The organism is Streptomyces sp. TE5632, assembly GCF_054061295.1.
This window is the reverse complement of record NZ_JBSSEA010000003.1, coordinates 1,220,889-1,237,207: the sequence shown is the minus strand read 5'-3', so window position 1 is coordinate 1,237,207 and position 16,319 is coordinate 1,220,889. Positions and strand designations below refer to the sequence as shown.

Genomic DNA, 16,319 nt, shown 5'->3' with positions numbered 1-16,319 from the left:
GTCCCGCCCCCGCCGATACCGAAAACCGCCGGATCTTCATATGGAATTCCCCCGCAAAGAGCGGGCCGACCAGCCGAATTTAGGGTTGTCGGGCACTTCATCCTTTGCGGTGCTCCCGAATATGAAGAAATGGTGCAGTCCCGCCCTCGGGGGAGTGAAGATCCGTGGTTCCCGGGCCCGGCCGCGGCCGCCGGCCGGGCCCGGCCCGGCCCGCCGCCGCGCCCGCCCGGGACACCCGCCGCGGCAGGCCGGTGACCTGTGCAGTTACTCACAGCGATTTCCGGGGCGTCCGGGGAACCGGTGCCGACCACCTGGGGATCCCAGGTGAATGGCAGGTGGCTCGCACATATGCGACGAAGGACGCTCACCTTGCATTGCGGTAACCACAAGTGGGACCATTTTGCAGTTCCCTGATGCCCAAGGTAGGTCACCTGTGTCACAGCACATAGCCAAGCCCCGTACCACCGCAGTGATTCTGGCCGGTGGCACCGGCCAGCGGGTGGGTCTGTCGATCCCCAAGCAACTGCTGAAGATCGCCGGCAAGGCAGTCATCGAGCACACCCTGACCACCTTCGAGAACGCCGACTCGATCGACGACATCATCGTGCTGATGGCGCCGGGCTACGTGCCCGACGTCGAGAAGATCGTCGCCAAGGCGGGTTTCACGAAGGTCACCCGGGTCATCGAGGGCGGCTCGACACGGAACGAGACCACCGAGCGGGCCATCTCGGCCCTCGGCGAGGGCCTGGCCGAGGGGGAGGACCGCAACGTCCTCTTCCACGACGCCGTCCGCCCCCTGCTGTCACAGCGCGTCATCGACGACTGCGTGAGCGCCCTGGAGCGCTACCAGGCCGTCGACGTGGCCATCCCGTCCGCGGACACCATCATCGTCACGCGGACGCACGGCGACGACGGCGAGTTCATCACCGAGATCCCGGACCGCTCCCGGCTGCGCCGCGGCCAGACCCCCCAGGCCTTCAAGCTGTCCACGATCCGCCGCGCCTACGAGGTCGCCGCCGGCGACCCCAACTTCCAGGCCACGGACGACTGCTCCGTCGTGCTCAAGTACCTGCCCGACGTGCCGATCCACGTCGTCGCGGGCGACGAGTACAACATGAAGGTCACCCAGCCCGTCGACGTCTTCATCGCCGACAAGCTGTTCCAGCTCGCCTCCACGGCGGCGCCCGAGCAGATCGGCGAAGAGACCTACCGCGAGCTGCTCACCGGTAAGACCCTCGTCGTCTTCGGCGGTTCCTACGGCATCGGCAAGGACGTCTGCGACCTCGCCGAGTCCTACGGCGCCACCGTGTACCCGCTCGGGCGGTCCACCACCGGCACCCACGTCGAGAACCCGGAGGAGGTCGACGACGCGCTGTCCAAGGCGTACGCGGAGACCGGCCGCATCGACTACGTCGTCAACACGGCCGGCGTGCTGCGCATCGGGAAACTGGCCGAGACCGACAACGCCACCATCGAGGAGGCGCTGAAGGTCAACTACCTGGCCCCGGTGCAGATCGCCCGGTCCGCGTACAAGTACCTCGCCGAGACGAAGGGTCAGCTGCTGCTCTACACCTCCAGCAGCTACACCCGCGGGCGCGCCGAGTACAGCCTCTACTCCTCGACCAAGGCCGCGATGGTGAACCTCACCCAGGCCCTGTCCGACGAGTGGGCCGGCGACGGTGTCCGCGTCAACTGCGTCAACCCGGAGCGCACCGCCACGCCGATGCGCACCAAGGCCTTCGGCCAGGAGCCCGCGGGCAGCCTGCTGTCCTCCGAGGCGGTGGCCCGCACCTCCCTGGACGTGCTGCTCTCCGAGCTCACCGGCCATGTCATCGACGTACGGCAGCAGGACCCGACCGCGGGCGCGGCCCGTGCCACCGGATTCGAGCAGGCACTCGCGTCGGTGCTGGATCGTCAGGACGGCGTGTAATAATTGGCGGCAAATAGACTCCGGTAATTCAGGCCTCTGCGGCCCCCGTTCACGCAGTTCGTGCGCGGATGTTCGCGGGGGCCTGAATCCTTCGCTCATGTATTTCCCGTAGACACAAACCGGCACTCACCCTCCAAGAGCAGGTTTATCCGTTGATATCCACCGCTATTCGCGTCGCCCGGGTGGGCAGCGCGGCCGAACTGGTCGCAGCGGTCCTCATGATGCTGGCCTTCCCCTGTCTCATGCTGGCCGCGCTCGTCCCGAGCGTTCCCGCCTTCGCGGCAGTGGCCGCCGTGACGTACCTGGCGGACCACTACCTGCACCACAGGGGCAGCTACCTGGTCAACCGCCTCAGCAAGGTGCGGGCGGGACTGTCGATCCGCTTCCTGATCCGGCAGCTGCTGCTGATCCTGCTGCTGGCCCGCCTGTCGCTCGCGGACAACCTGATCTACTACGGGGCGATCGCCTGCTTCATCGCCTTCTACGGTCTTCAGGCCCCGCACGGCGCGCTGACCACGCTGATCCGCAACCGCCGACGCATGCCGGTGGCCACCCGCAACATCGACCTGGCCTCCCGCGTCCGCATCCCGGACGCGCCGCCGCGCGCACTGACGCACCGCGCCGCCGAGAAGATGCTCCACCTCGACCTCGTGGCGGTCGTCGGGATACTGGTCGCCGCGGCGCTGGACTCGGCCGCCATCGGCTTCGTCGGCATCGGGGCCACGGTGCTCCTGGGCCTCCTGTACGTGCTGGCCCTGGTGCCCTACGTGCGGGGCCGGCGGACACCGCCGAACGCCGAGAAGGTGCTGGAAGCGGTCGACGGCTGGCTGAGCGACTACCGGCCGGAGACCGTGCTGTACTTCTCCGGCTCCAAGGACTCCGCCTACCAGGTCAACATGTGGCTGGAGACCATGGAGCAGCTGGACACCCGTCCGCTGATCATCCTGCGCGAGCGGGCCATACTGAGCAACCTGGCCCCCACCACGGTCCCCGTCGTCTGCGTGCCCGGAGGGGTGCACCTGATGAACCTGGACCTGTCCACGGTGCGCGTCGCGCTGTACGCGGCGAACGTCGGCAAGAACATCCACCTGCTGCGCGTTCCCACCATGAAGCACGTCTTCATCGGCCACGGCGACAGCGACAAGATCGCCAGCGTGAACCCGTACAGCAAGGTCTACGACGAGGTGTGGACGGCCGGCCGCGCGGGCCGCGACCGCTACGCCATCGCCGACGTCGGCGTCCGCGACGACGACATCGTCGAGGTCGGCCGCCCCCAGCTGGCCCCCATCGAGGGCGCCCGCGGCGAAGCCGCCGAGGGGCACCGTCCGACGGTCCTGTACGCCCCCACCTGGGAGGGCTGGGACGACAACCCCGGCAACACCTCGATCCTGCTGGCCGGCGAGAACATCGTGAAGCGACTGGTCGCGGCCGACCCCGCGGTCCGTGTGCTCTACAAGCCGCACCCGTTCACCGGAACCCGCAGCGCGCAGGCCAAGGCCGCCCACCAGCGGATCACCGCGCTGATCGAGAAGGCCACCGCCGAGCGCGCCGCCGACCCCCGCTACACCGCGGACACGGCGGCCCAGGAGCGGGCCGCGGCCGAGCTGACGCGCATCGAGGCCCGGCTGGCCGAGCTGGCCGGCGGCACCGTTGGCGGTGACGAGGCCGAGGCCAGCCGCGACGGCCTGATCGACGTGGCCCGGCACGAGGAGACCGCCCGGCTGCACGCCGAGTGGAACACCGCGTACTGGCGTTCCTTCCCCGACTGGGAGCACCGCGTCATCACGGGCCCCCAGCCGCGCCTGTACGACTGCTTCAACGTCTCCGACGCGATGGTCTCCGACATCTCCAGTGTCGTCTCCGACTTCATCGCCAGCGGCAAGCCGTACGCGGTGACCGACTCCGCCGGGCTGGGGGCGGAGGAGTTCAAGCGGCAGAACACGGCGGTGCGGGCCGCGGTGATCCTGGCCAACGACGCGGCCGGACTCGACGAGCTGCTGGCCGCCGTCCGGGAGCCCGAGAGCGATCCGCTGGCCGCGGAGCGGGGCGAGCTCAAGCGCTACCTGCTGGGCCCGGACGAGCCGAGGTCCATCGACCAGTTCAACGCCGCGGTGGGTCAGCTCGCCCGGAAGGCCGAGACGCGCAACCTCGGCCAGGAGTCCCGGACCATGGTCGGCGGACCGGACGTGGAGCCGGCGGACGCGCTGCCCGCGCAGGCGGCGTCGGTGACCGGTGAGACGGAGGGCGCCGGGGCGGGCTGACCCGCTCCGGGCACCCGTCCGACACCCACTCGAACACCCCACAGGCTCGGCCCCCGAGGAGCAACTCCTCGGGGGCCGAACCTTTCGCGTCGGCCAGTGGTCGGCCGAACTCCCGTATGACATGGGTCACTTGAAGGGCCGTTCGAGGCAACCCCCTACCTCGAACCTCCGTCTAACAAGTAGCGAATGAGGCGATACGAGGGAAATGTCCTGCAGCAAGGGGGAAACGTGACCGTGGCACAGCCTGATGTCACCGTGATCATCGGGGCGTACGAGGCGATGCCGTATCTGGTCGAGTGCCTCGCCTCGTTGGAGGCACAGACCATCGACCCGGAGCGCATCGAGGTCATCGCCGTCGACGACGGCTCGACGGACGGCACGGGGGAGTGCCTGGAGGAGTTCGCGGGCCGTGCGCCCATGCCGGTCACCGTGATCCGGCAGGCGAACTCGGGCGGCCCCAGCGGCCCGCGCAACATCGGCCTGGGCAAGGCCACCGGGCGGTACGTCTTCTTCCTGGACGCCGACGACCGGCTGGGCCACGAGGCCCTGCAGCGGATGGTCGCCATGGCCGACCGGGCCGGCACCGATGTGGTCCTCGGCCGGGTCGAAGGCGTCAACCGGGGCGCACCGAAGTCCATGTGGGGCCGCACACTGGAGCGTACGGACGTCCACTCCTCCAACATCAAGTACACGCTCAGCGCGCAGAAGCTGTTCCGCCGCGAGTTACTCGTCCGGCACGGCATACGGTTCGACGAGTCGCTGTTCACCGGCGAGGACGCGCTGTTCACCATGGAGGCGTACCTCAGGGCGAACGGCGTCTCCGTGATCGCCGATTACACCTGCTACTACCTGGTGGGCCGCGACGACGGCAAGCACGTGACCAAGAGCGGGAGTTACACCCTGCGCTTCGAGTCGGCCCGCCGTCTGGCGGACCTGATCGCCGGCCTCGTCCCCGAGGGCCCCGGGCGCGACCGGCTCATGGTGCGGCCCTTGACCGTCACCCTGCTCCCGCAGTTCGGCCCCCGGTTCCTCAAGGACAGCGACCGGGTGCGGCGGCACAAGCTGGAGCTGGCGAAGCCCCTGATGGACGCCCACTGGAGCGACGACGTCGCCCGGCACCTGAAGGTCGAGGAACGGCTGAGGCTGCACCTGGTGGCCGAGCAGCGGCTCGAACTCCTCATCGACGCCGTGAAGTTCACGGCGTCGAAGAAGCAGGCACCGGCCCTGCTGGAGCGGCGGGGCCGACGCGTCTACCTCGTGTATCCGCACTTCCGTGACCGTGCGGCGGGCATCCCCGACTCCGTCTACCTCGCCTCGCCCCGGGAGGCCCGCGTCTTCCCCGGCTACCGCGAGGGCGGCACGGCCACCGCCTTGCGCCGCGCCGCCCACCGGGCCCGCCACCTGCTGACCTCGCCCGGGAGGCCCGCCCCGGAGTCGAAGACCCCGACGGCGGCATGACATCCCCCAGGGCCTGTCCGGCGGATCATGCCGCAGACGCGGGGGCCGGCACGCCCTCCCCCGGAGATCTTCGAGCAGGGGGGACCCCGGCGCGTCGACTTCGCTCGAGCGGGAGGGACCCCCATGAGCGGGAGGGACCTCCATCGCCCCGCTCACCCGCGCTGATGAGGCACCGTCGATTTCCTGCGACCTGGGCCGCCGGACAGGCCCTACCCCTGACCGCCCCGGGTTCCGGTGTCCGCTCCGGCTCCCGGGTGGGTGTCGGGGTTCCGGCGTGGGGCGGGGAGCAGCGCCTCCGGGGGGAGAGGGGACACGCGCGTCCTGTGGTGCAGCGCGGCCGTGGACAGGGCGCGCAGGGCCGCGTTGCAGCGGTCCTGCGCCGTCGGCTCGTCGGGGCCCAGTAGTCTCAGCTTCAACTCCGCGCGGAAATCCGCCAGTTCGTCCTTCTCCGGGTGCCGGACCGACTCCAGCAGGGCCGGCACCCCGCCCGCGTCCGGTGTCAGTACGGTCGCCGCCGCCACCGTCGGGAACTCCGCCCGGAACGCCTCCTCGGACAGCCCGCCGGTGTTCGCCACCGCGTACGGCTTGCCGCTGGCCAGGAAGTCGCTGATGACGCTCGACACATCGCTGATCAGCAGGTCGGCGACGTCGAAGCAGGAGTACAGGGCGGGCCGTACGCCGGTGACGATCTGGTGCTCCCCCTCCGGCAGCGACGCCCAGTACGCCTCCTCCCAGGCCGCCGTGACGCTCCTCACCGCCTCGGCCCGGCCCGGCGGCGGGGCGGACTGCGCCAGCATCCGCTCGACCTGGTCGGCGCCCGGGCGGACGTCGGCCGCCGTGAGCCGGTCCAGCTCCGCGGTGAGCCGGTCCAGCTCCGAGGCGGAACGCGTGGGCCGGGCGGCTTTTGCGGACCGCTCCCGGTTCGCCGCCCGGATCAGCTCCCGGACGCGCCGGTCGGCGGCGCCCGCCCGCGGATCCACCGAGCCGGTCAGCGGATGCGGCTTGTACAGCAGCCGCACGCCCGGGTCCGCGAGCAGCGCCCGTACGAGGTTCTCCCCGGCCGCGAGCACCGAGGTGTTGCCCGGGTTGCCGTCCCAGCCCTCCCAGGTCGGCGCGTACAGCACCGTGGTGTACGGACCGGCCGGTGGGCCCGCGTACGGGCGTACGGCGTCCAGTTGGGGACGGCCGATCTCCACCACGTCCTTGTCCTCGACCCCCACCTCGGCCCGTGCGTACCGCTCACGCGCCTCGGGACCGGCCACCCATACCTCGTCGTAGGCCTTCGCGTACGGGTTGCAGGACGACAGCTTGTCGCTCTCGCCGTGGTTGACGAAGGCGTGCCTGATCGTGGGGATGCGCAGCACCTGCGAGGTCTTGCCGGAGTTCGACGGGTGGATGAGGACCCGCAGCGAGGAGCGCTCGAGCCGCATCAGGGTGGACACCTTCGGCAGGCACACGACCGGGATGTCGGTCGCCGCGATCTTCGCCACCATGAACCGCTCACGCAGGACGATCACCGGCCGGCCGTCGAGCCTGCTCATCGTCTCCAGCCACATGTTCGCCTGGTAGGCGGAGGAGGCCCCGCCGGAGAAGTACAGGCCGACCGTGGGCCGGTAGTCGGCCAGCCAGGCGTCGAACCAGTCGAGTACCTCCTGTTCACCCGCCGGCCGCCGGGAGGGCAGCAGGCGCAGCAGCAGTGCGCCCAGGCCCGCCGCCGCGAGTGCCAGCGACAACGCGATCCCGGCCGCCGCGGGCAGGGGGGTCCGGGTCACCGCCGTCGAGGCCAGGCCGGCCGTCGTGGGCAGGCCGAGGAGCAGCAGCCGGTGGCCGGCGTGGCGCAGCAGCGCGGCCGGGGCGCGGGTCAGGCGCAGGGCCGAGGCGTCGATGTTCCGGGTCACCACGGGCAGCGTGCGGGTGCGGCGGACCAGCAAGGACACCGCCTGGATCGCGCAGTGCAGCGCGTAGAAGGCGAGCAGGCCGGCGACGAGCCACGCGTACTGCGGCTCCCGGTCGTTCTCCCCGAACCGCAGCAGACCCACCACCAGGAGCAGGTCCCGCAGTACGTGGCGGACGGTGATGTCCGCGTGCGACTTGGCCAGCAGCGACAGCGTGCCGGGCTGCCACCGGTACAGCACACCCTCGACCGCCAGGGAGACGGCGGTCGCGGCGAGCAGCAGCGGGACGTTCGGGAGCAGGGCCGCCGCGGCCTGCGCCACGAAGGCGCCGACCAGCACGGCCGCCGCCGTCACCTTGGCGACGACCGGGCGGCCGGGCGGACGTCCGGAGGCGGGGCCGGGGGTGTGGGGCGAGGCACGGCGCGGACGGATCCCCGCCGGGAACCGCCGGCGGGACAGGGACAGGGGCACGCGGTCACTCCAAGGGCGTCGCGGAGACGGACGCACGGGTTAACGCGTACCGACGTCCGGACGACACGCGCGTGTCCGCAAAGGGTGGAGTGACCGTTGGATGTAAGGGCCTGTCCGGCGGGATCCGCCGGACAGGCCCCGAGGGTGGCCCGGACGGCTTTTCCGGGCCGCCGCCGTCAGTTCCGTCCGCCCTGCAGGGCCCGGCGCAGGGGACGGCCCACCACCCGGCGGGCCCTGCGGTACACCGAGCGGGACGCGGGGGCGACCACGGTGGTCTTCCCGGTGCCGGTCTTGGTTGCGGACTTGGCGCCGGGCTTCGTCCTGGCCTTGACGAGGGCCAGTTCCTTCTTCAGCTTGGCGTTGTCCGCGCTCAGTTCGCTGACCCGGGTGTGCAGCCAGCCGAAGCGCGCGACGAGCGCGGCCGGGTCGGTGTCGAGCCACGGGCGGACGCCGCCGGGGAAGTCCAGCGAACGCATCCGCTCCTCGTGGGCCGCGCCCCCGTCGCCGTGCGAGAACGTGTTGTCCAGCCCGTTGCGGTCCAGGAACGAGGTGAACCGCTCGAACCGCTCGTGGTGGTTGCCGGTCAGCCCGCTGAGGTCGGCCTCCTCGTACAGCCGCGCCGGGTCGGTTTCCTCGGGGGCCCCGGACAGCTTGTCGAGCGTGCGGTGCGGGATCTCGAAGTAGCGGCACAGCTCCAGCGTGCGCGAGTCCGAGCAGAGCACGGTCGCGGGCGTACCGGCGAGCAGCGCCGCGATGTTGCCGTGGATGCGGGAACCGAAGGAGAAGTCGAAGTCCCGCAGGTCGTCGATCCAGGTCACCGGGTCGATGTAGACGCGGACCTTGTCCTCCCGGTACATCGGGTGGTCGGGATGCGTGGGTATCCCGGTGACCTTCCCGTTCGGGTCGGACAGGTCCCGCCAGTGCAACTGCAGTGCGTCGCTGAGGTTCTGGCCTATGAACCGCAGGTTCGGGTAACGGGCGTGGGCCCGGGTGATGACCCGGCCCAGCCCCTGGCTGCGCACCGCGCTGTGCGAGCCGTTGATCGCGATCCGGGACTCGGCGGTCAGCTCCTGCGTCCGCTTCTGCACGGCGAGTTCCTTGCCGTACATGAACAGCGAGGGACAGCCGATGACCTCGACGTCCTTGAAACCGAGGCCGTTCAGGTACTTCTCGGTGAACTCGCCGCGCACACCGATCGAGGCGCTGCGGTCCAGCACGGCGGAGACGAACTCGCGTACCGCCGGCTCCATCGGCTTCAGCCGCGCCGGATCGTAGTCGAGCCCCGCCTGCGCACCGACGCCGACGACGACCACGGGAATCTTCAACTGGCTGATGAGCCGGGTCAGCCTGCGCAGGCTTGCCTCGAACGACGGCCGGAAGGCGTTGGCGAGCGGCACGACGAACGCGTCGTACTCCTCGTTGATGCGGCCCGCAGGGGTGCCGTCGGCTCGGATGCCGTTGGACACCACCGTGGTCTGTGGCGTCTCGAGGATCTTGTGCGTGGCGTCGCTGAAGATCAGGTTGCCGGAGTTGCTGGCGAAGACGTCGCGGTGGAGGGCTTCCTCCACCGGTACGGCGTCGTAGGGGCTCTTCCCCGACCTGAGGAGGATGCGCTGTATGCGAGAAGCGTTGGGTGACACGCCGTTCACAATATGTTTCCGGAAGCTTTAATTTCTACAGGCAACCAACGCAACCTTTTTCACATACCCGTTCCGTGGCTGAGCGGTTACGCGGGGGTGTCCGGAACCTGGACCGGCAGGCGTGCCCCGCCCCGCTTCGCGTAGATTGCCAAACGGGCCCATGGCCGGCACGGCACGGGCCCCATGACCGACACGAGGGGACGGAACACCAGGTGGCACGGGCAAGGCAGGCCGTGGGCGAGGCCCGCAGGATCGTCGTCAAGGTGGGATCCTCCTCGCTGACCACCGCGGCGGGAGGTCTGGACGCCGACCGGGTCGACGCACTCGTCGACGTGCTCGCCAAAGTGCGGTCCGGAGGGGAGCGCGAACTCGTCCTCGTCTCCTCCGGTGCCATCGCCGCCGGCCTCGCCCCGCTGGGCCTCGCCCGGCGCCCCAGGGACCTCGCCCGCCAGCAGGCCGCCGCCAGCGTCGGCCAGGGCCTGCTGGTGGCCCGTTACACGGCCTCCTTCGCCCGCTACGGCGTCCGTGTCGGCCAGGTACTGCTGACCTCCGACGACATGAGCCGCCGCGCCCACCACCGCAACGCCTCCCGCACCCTCGACAAGCTGCTCGCGATGGGCGCCTTCCCGGTCGTCAACGAGAACGACACCGTCGCCACCGACGAGATCCGCTTCGGCGACAACGACCGCCTGGCCGCCCTCGTCGCCCACCTGGTCCACGCCGATCTGCTCGTCCTGCTGTCCGACGTGGACGGCGTGTACGACGGCGACCCCGCGCGGCCCGGCACCTCACGGATCGCCGAGGTGCGGGGTCCCGAGGACCTCGCCCACGTCGACATCGGCAGCGCGGGGAAGGCCGGTGTCGGCACCGGCGGCATGGTCACCAAGGTCGAGGCCGCCCGGATCGCCGCCGCCGCGGGCCTCCAGGTCGTGCTGACCAGCGCCACCCACGCGAGCGACGCCCTCGACGGCGCGGACACCGGAACGTACTTCCACCCCACCGGCCGGCGCTCCGCCGACCGGCTGCTCTGGCTCCAGCACGCATCCACCCCGCAGGGCGCGCTCACCCTCGACGACGGCGCGGTGCGCGCGGTCGTGGAGCGCCGCATGTCGCTGCTGCCGGCCGGGATCGCCGGCGTCGAGGGCGAGTTCAGCGCGGGCGATCCGGTCGAACTGCGGGACCACGCGGGGCGGCCGGTGGCCCGCGGCCTGGTCAACTTCGACGCCAAGGAGATCCCCCGGCTGATCGGCCGTTCCACCCGCGATCTCGCCCGCGATCTCGGACCCGGGTACGAGCGCGAGATCGTACACAGGGACGATCTGGTGGTCCTGCACCCGTAATATCCCGGATCGTCCGCCCCTCGCGGTGGACGTTCCGCAAAACCGCCCCATGACGCCCGGCGGCCTGCTCAACTTTCCTCCAGGGACACATCCGCCCGGCCCGAGAGCCGGCCTGTGCGTGAAGGAGGCCGTCGTGAGACGAGTACGCCCTGGGACGACGGCGTCCCGCGGTGGTGCCGGCTCCCGGGCGGCCGGCGAGGAGCGCGCCCTGACCAGCGTCGCGGCGGGGGACCGGTTCCAGGGCGGCGAGCACCGGGACCTCCCCCGCCTGTGGCACGTCACCCTCAGCGTCTCCGGCAGCCGGGCCCCGGTCGCCGAGGTCCGCCGCGCCCTGGAGCAGCTCGCCCACGACCATCCCTTCCTGCTGACCAGCCGGTATGCCGACGACCACGCGGAGGTCCGCTACTGGGAGGAGGCCCGGGACCTGCACGACGCGGCCGCCGTGGCGCTGCGGCTGTGGGGCGAGCACCGGCAGACCGCGGGCCTGCCGCCCTGGGAGATCGTCGGCCTGGAGGTCATCGACCGGGCCACCTACCACCAGCGCATCGCCGCGGGCCACGGCCCGGCCCCGGCGACCCCGGTGGGGGTACACCCGTTCTGAACCCGACCACGCACCGCAACCACTAGGCGACCACGCACCGCAACCATCAATTGAGCAACCCCTGCGGTGCGCCACCACGTCCGCGAGAGCGGCGCCGGTTTAGGCGCAAAGAGGTGAGCAACCCCTGCGGTGCGTCACCACGTCCGCGAGAGCGGCGCCGGTTTAGGCGCAAAGGGGCGGCGGCCCCGCCCCCGGCCCTCTCCGGCCGCATTATCCTTCCCCCCATGACCACGCTTTCGCCTTATGACTCGATGTCCCCGGTCAACCAGGCCGCCTACCGGGCCAAGGGCGCCGCCGCCACCCTCGCGCCGCTGCCGCGTGCCGCCAAGGACGACGCGCTGCTCGCCATCGCGGACGCGCTGGAGGTCCGGGCGAGCGAGATCGTCGAGGCCAACGCCCAGGACGTGGCCAAGGCGCGCGAGGCGGGCATCGGCGAGGGCATGATCGACCGGCTCACCCTCACCCCGGAGCGGGTGCGCGCGATCGCCTCCGACGTACGGGACGTGGCCGCGTTGCCCGACCCGGTCGGCGAGGTCGTCCGCGGCTCCACCCTGCCCAACGGCATCGACCTGCGGCAGGTCCGGGTGCCGCTCGGCGTCGTCGGGATCGTCTACGAGGGCCGCCCCAACGTCACGGTCGACGCCGCCGCCCTGTGCCTGAAGTCCGGCAACGCGGTCCTGCTGCGCGGCTCGTCCTCCGCGTACCGGTCGAACACCGCGCTGGTGCGGGTGCTGCGCGACGCGGTGGGCGGCGCCGGGCTGCCCGCCGACGCCGTGCAGATGGTGCCCGGCGAGAGCCGGGACAGCGTGCGCGAGCTGATGCGCGCCCGTGGCCTGGTCGACGTGCTCATCCCGCGCGGCGGCGCCTCCCTGATCAACACGATCGTCCAGGAGTCGATCGTCCCGGTCATCGAGACCGGCACCGGCAACTGCCACGTCTACGTCGACGCCCGCGCCGACATCGACACCGCCGTGGAGATCCTGGTCAACTCCAAGGCCCAGCGGGTCGGCGTCTGCAACGCCGCCGAGACCCTCCTGGTCCACCAGGACATCGCCCCCGCGTTCCTGCCGCGCGCCCTGGACGCCCTGGCGGACGCCGGGGTCACCGTGCACGCCGACGAGCGGGTGATGGCGTACGCCAAGGATTCCAAGGCGACCGTGGTGGAGGCCACCACGGAGGACTGGGAGACCGAGTACCTCTCCTACGACATCGCCGCGGCGGTCGTCGACTCCCTGGACCGGGCCGTGGAGCACATCCGGCTGTGGACCTCCGGCCACACCGAGGCCATCGTCACCACCTCGCAGCAGGCCGCCCGCCGGTTCACCCAACTGGTGGATTCCACCACCGTCGCGGTCAACGCCTCCACCCGGTTCACCGACGGCGGTCAGTTCGGCTTCGGCGCGGAGATCGGCATCTCCACGCAGAAGCTGCACGCCCGGGGGCCGATGGGCCTGCCGGAGCTGACCAGCACCAAGTACATCGTGACCGGCGACGGACACGTCCGCCGCTGAACCACGGCCGCCCCGCCCCCGGGGGCGGGGCGGAACGGGCGCTCGGGCAGACGGATGAATTTCCATACCGTCTGCCCAAATTGACCCCTCAGGTCTACTCTGGAGATGTGCCGGAGGACGTGGGGGGCATGCCGTTCCCTGACGGCGGGGAGCCCGACGACGACCACGACCGCGGAGTGTCGGACGACGCGTTCGACTCCGTGGTCTTCGACGAGGCGTTCATCGGTGCGGCCGTGGTCCACGAGCCGACCGCCGTCGAACGCCTCCTGGCGGCCGCCCAGGCCAGAGCCGAGGCGTCCGAGGCCGAGGCCCGCCGCACCCGCCCGAAGACCGAGCGGTACGACGACGGGTACGCAGGCGGGTACGGCGGATACGGCCGCCGCCGCGGTGACTCCTTCGACGACGGGGACGACGACTCCGACGGCCCCGATGTGCTGGAGGACGGGTACGGCTCCCCGGGGCCGTACGGCAGACAGGTCCGCTGGCACCGCCCGGTCGCCTGGATGCTCGCCCTCGTGATGGGCATCGGCATGGTCGCGCTCGCCTTCTCGGCCGTCTACCGGGGGGCTTCCTCCCAGCGTCAGGACCCGGCTCCGACGCCCGCCTCGACCGGCCCGGAGCAGGGCGGCGGCGTGACACCGTCCGCCTCCGCCGACTTCTCCCGACCGACCGTCCCGGTGATCCCGCCCAGCCCCTGACAGTGGTGGTCGGACCTGGTGAGAACCTGTCAGAACTTGTCGTGCGGCAGGGCGTTTACGGGGGCTCCCCGCGACCTACTCTGAAGATATGGCAGGGCCAGCGGACCCCCCCGGAGGGACTCCCGAGGGTGCCCCCTCGGGCGGCGAGGACGAGTACCGGTCCGTCGTCTTCGACGAGTCCTTCGTCCGTGCTGCCCGCCTCCAGGAGTTCTCCGCCGAGGAGCGCATCACCGACCACGCCCCCGCGGTACGCCGCCGTCCGCGGCGCCGCCGGGGCCTGTCCCGGCAGGTGCTGGTGCTCGTGGTCCTGATCGCCCTGGCCTTCGGCACCGCGATCTACATGGGCGTACAGCACCCCTACCGGGCGGCCACCGCCGGGGAGACGGTCGAACCCCTGCGCATGACCGTGCTCCCGCTCGAGCCCGAAGCCGAGGTGCCCGGCACCACCAGCGTCGAAAAGTTGTACGCCAGGAGTCCGGCGGCGCAGTTCCGCGTCGGTGCCGAGGGGGTGCCGCTCCCGGCGTCCCGGAGCACCGCGCACTTCTCGGACGGGCAGGTCGTGACCGCGCTGATCACCGCGAAGGACTACGTCGTCCGGTCCGCGCTCGATCCCGCGGTGCTCACCGGTGGGGAGACCCACTCGGTACGCGTCCTGCTCGACGCCGACCAGCAGGAGCAGTTCGACCAGAGCTTCGCACGGCCGGCCGCCGACGGGCGGCACGCGCCCACCGGATGGCTCGTCCGCTTCGACCCCTCCCGCGCGGAGCTGGCCGACCGCAGGATCCGCGTCCAGGGCACCCTGCAGGCCGCCGAGGCCGACCCCTCCACCCTTGAGGTCACCGCGGACCACACCTCCGTGTACGCGCTGCGGCCGGCCGGTGCGGAGAAGGGCGCGGAGGTGTCGCTGTTCACGGTCCGGCGCGAGCTGCGCTTCCGCTTCGACCGCGAGGACCTGCGCCTGCACCAGGCACAGCTCGCCGTCTCGTACGTCCAGGCCGGCCCGCTGTCCTGCGCCGAGGACTCGGCGGGTCGGCTGCGCCCCCTGCTGGCGGGCGCCACGGCCGAGGAGGGCGGCCCCGCCGGCACCGACCCCTACGCCGCGGGCGGCACCGCGGCCCTGTGCGGCTCGCTGGCGGCGGGGGCGCAGCCCAGGCTGTGACGACGCGCCCCCGGTGGCCGCGCGGCCGCACCCGTCGTGGCTCCCGCGCCTCAGGTGTGCCTCACGTGTCGTCGCGCGGCGGGCGGTCGTCCCCGGAACCGGAGTCCGAGCCGGAGCCCGGCGAGGGCTTCGACCCCGAGGACCCCGAGGACCCCGAGGTTCCCGACGACCCCGACGACGTGAAGCCGCCGAAGCCGCGGCGGACCCGGCCGCCCAGATCACCGGCGCCGCCCGCGATGTCGCTGACCAGCTTCATCAGCGGATCCTTGGAGTTCTTCACGTCACCGGCGTAGCTGCTCGCCGACTCGCGCCAGGAGTCCCGCACCGAGGCGTCCTTGTCCTCGTCGCGGCGCGGGTAGTGGCCGTCCATGAGCCGCTGGTGGTCGCGGGACTCCGCCCACTTCTTCAGCTCGGCCGCCCGCACGGTGGTGAACGGGTGCGAGCGGGGCAGCACGTTGAGGATCTTCAGCACGGAGTCGCGCAGATCGCCCCCGGCGTCGTACTCCTCGGCCTGCTCCAGGAACGCGTCGACGTTCATCTCGTGCAGATGGTTGCCGCCGGCGATCTTCATCAGGCCGCGCATCGAGGCCTGGAGGTCCTGGCCGACCAGCAGCCCCGCACGGTCCGCGGACAGCTCCGACTTGCGGAACCACTCGCGCAGCGCCGTCACGATCGCCATGATCGCGACACTGCCCAGCGGAATCCAGGCCACCCGCACCGCGAGGGACGTCAGGAACAGCAGGATGGTCCGGTAAACCGAGTGCCCGGACAGCGCGTGCCCGACCTCGTGTCCGACCACGGCCCGCATCTCCTCCTCGTCGAGCAGCTCGACCAGTCCCGTGGTGACCACGATGATCGGCTCGTCCAGGCCGATGCACATCGCGTTCGGCGTCGGATCCTGGTTCACGTACATCGGCGGGACCTTCTCCAGGTCCAGGATGTAGCAGGCGTCCCGCAGCATGACGTTGAGATGCGCGAACTGCCGGTCCGAGACGCGCACCGAGTCGGACAGGAAGAGCAGCCGCAGGCTGCGCTCGGGCAGCAGGCCGCTCAGCGCCTTGAAGACCGTGTCGAAACCGGTCAGCTTGCGCAACGCCACCAGGGCGGAGCGGTCGGCGGGGTGTTCGTACGCACGCGAGGAGATTCCGGGGAAGCGCCTGCGCTGCCTGTTCGGCACGTTCTCGTGCCCGTTGTGCTGATGGCCGTCGGACATGTGTCCCCCATGTGCGTCTGTGTGACCTTCGCGGTCCCCTTGACGGTCCCTTGCCGGTCCTCTGTACGGTCCCTGCTTCGAGCGCCGCCCGCCCCGGGGCGAGGCCCAGCCTAGGCGGAGACGGCGTGGACCGGCAGACCGG

The 16,319-nt window shown here is 71.3% G+C and carries 11 protein-coding genes; 8 read left to right on the top strand and 3 right to left on the bottom strand.

The genetic code is table 11. The features are described from left to right. Positions 1-433 precede the first annotated feature (433 nt). The 3 genes from ACVW19_RS10845 to ACVW19_RS10835 all read left to right on the top strand — a co-directional run bounded on the left by ACVW19_RS10845 (position 434) and on the right by ACVW19_RS10835 (position 5,649). Complete coding sequence (locus ACVW19_RS10845) at positions 434-1,930, top strand: D-ribitol-5-phosphate cytidylyltransferase (RefSeq protein ID WP_457458756.1); 1,497 nt, start codon at positions 434-436, stop codon at positions 1,928-1,930. A gap of 182 nt (positions 1,931-2,112) precedes the next feature. Beyond that, positions 2,113-4,191: a hypothetical protein gene (locus ACVW19_RS10840; protein WP_457464548.1), complete on the top strand. Its 2,079-nt coding sequence runs from the start codon at positions 2,113-2,115 to the stop codon at positions 4,189-4,191. Positions 4,192-4,419: 228 nt separating this feature from the next. Next, the gene (locus tag ACVW19_RS10835) at positions 4,420-5,649 is read left to right on the top strand and encodes a glycosyltransferase family 2 protein (protein WP_457458754.1); all 1,230 of its coding nucleotides are present in this window, start codon (positions 4,420-4,422) and stop codon (positions 5,647-5,649) included. 209 nt (positions 5,650-5,858) lie between these two features. On the opposite strand, the gene ACVW19_RS10830 is transcribed toward ACVW19_RS10835, so the two are convergent. Both ACVW19_RS10830 and ACVW19_RS10825 read right to left on the bottom strand, forming a co-directional pair. After that, on the bottom strand, positions 5,859-7,898 hold the full coding sequence (locus ACVW19_RS10830; RefSeq protein ID WP_457464546.1) for a hypothetical protein: 2,040 nt from the start codon (positions 7,896-7,898) through the stop codon (positions 5,859-5,861). A 293-nt stretch (positions 7,899-8,191) separates the two neighbouring features. Beyond that, positions 8,192-9,655 (bottom strand): polysaccharide pyruvyl transferase family protein, encoded by a 1,464-nt coding sequence (locus ACVW19_RS10825; RefSeq protein ID WP_457458752.1) that lies wholly within the window; start codon positions 9,653-9,655, stop codon positions 8,192-8,194. Positions 9,656-9,888: 233 nt separating this feature from the next. On the opposite strand from ACVW19_RS10825, the gene proB reads away from it, so the two are divergent. The 5 genes from proB to ACVW19_RS10800 all read left to right on the top strand — a co-directional run bounded on the left by proB (position 9,889) and on the right by ACVW19_RS10800 (position 14,964). Continuing rightward, positions 9,889-10,995: a glutamate 5-kinase gene (gene proB / locus ACVW19_RS10820; RefSeq protein WP_457464544.1), complete on the top strand. Its 1,107-nt coding sequence runs from the start codon at positions 9,889-9,891 to the stop codon at positions 10,993-10,995. 133 nt (positions 10,996-11,128) lie between these two features. Further along, on the top strand, positions 11,129-11,596 hold the full coding sequence (locus tag ACVW19_RS10815; protein WP_457458751.1) for a hypothetical protein: 468 nt from the start codon (positions 11,129-11,131) through the stop codon (positions 11,594-11,596). 224 nt (positions 11,597-11,820) lie between these two features. Then, the gene (locus tag ACVW19_RS10810) at positions 11,821-13,107 is read left to right on the top strand and encodes a glutamate-5-semialdehyde dehydrogenase (RefSeq protein ID WP_457458749.1); all 1,287 of its coding nucleotides are present in this window, start codon (positions 11,821-11,823) and stop codon (positions 13,105-13,107) included. A gap of 107 nt (positions 13,108-13,214) precedes the next feature. Continuing rightward, the gene (locus tag ACVW19_RS10805; protein WP_457458746.1) at positions 13,215-13,805 is read left to right on the top strand and encodes an SCO2584 family spore wall biosynthesis protein; all 591 of its coding nucleotides are present in this window, start codon (positions 13,215-13,217) and stop codon (positions 13,803-13,805) included. 88 nt (positions 13,806-13,893) lie between these two features. Next, the gene (locus tag ACVW19_RS10800; RefSeq protein ID WP_457458745.1) at positions 13,894-14,964 is read left to right on the top strand and encodes an SCO2583 family membrane protein; all 1,071 of its coding nucleotides are present in this window, start codon (positions 13,894-13,896) and stop codon (positions 14,962-14,964) included. A gap of 61 nt (positions 14,965-15,025) precedes the next feature. Here ACVW19_RS10800 and ACVW19_RS10795 read toward each other — a convergent pair whose 3' ends face one another. After that, positions 15,026-16,177 (bottom strand): M48 family metallopeptidase, encoded by a 1,152-nt coding sequence (locus tag ACVW19_RS10795; protein ID WP_457458743.1) that lies wholly within the window; start codon positions 16,175-16,177, stop codon positions 15,026-15,028. Positions 16,178-16,319: the final 142 nt, after the last annotated feature.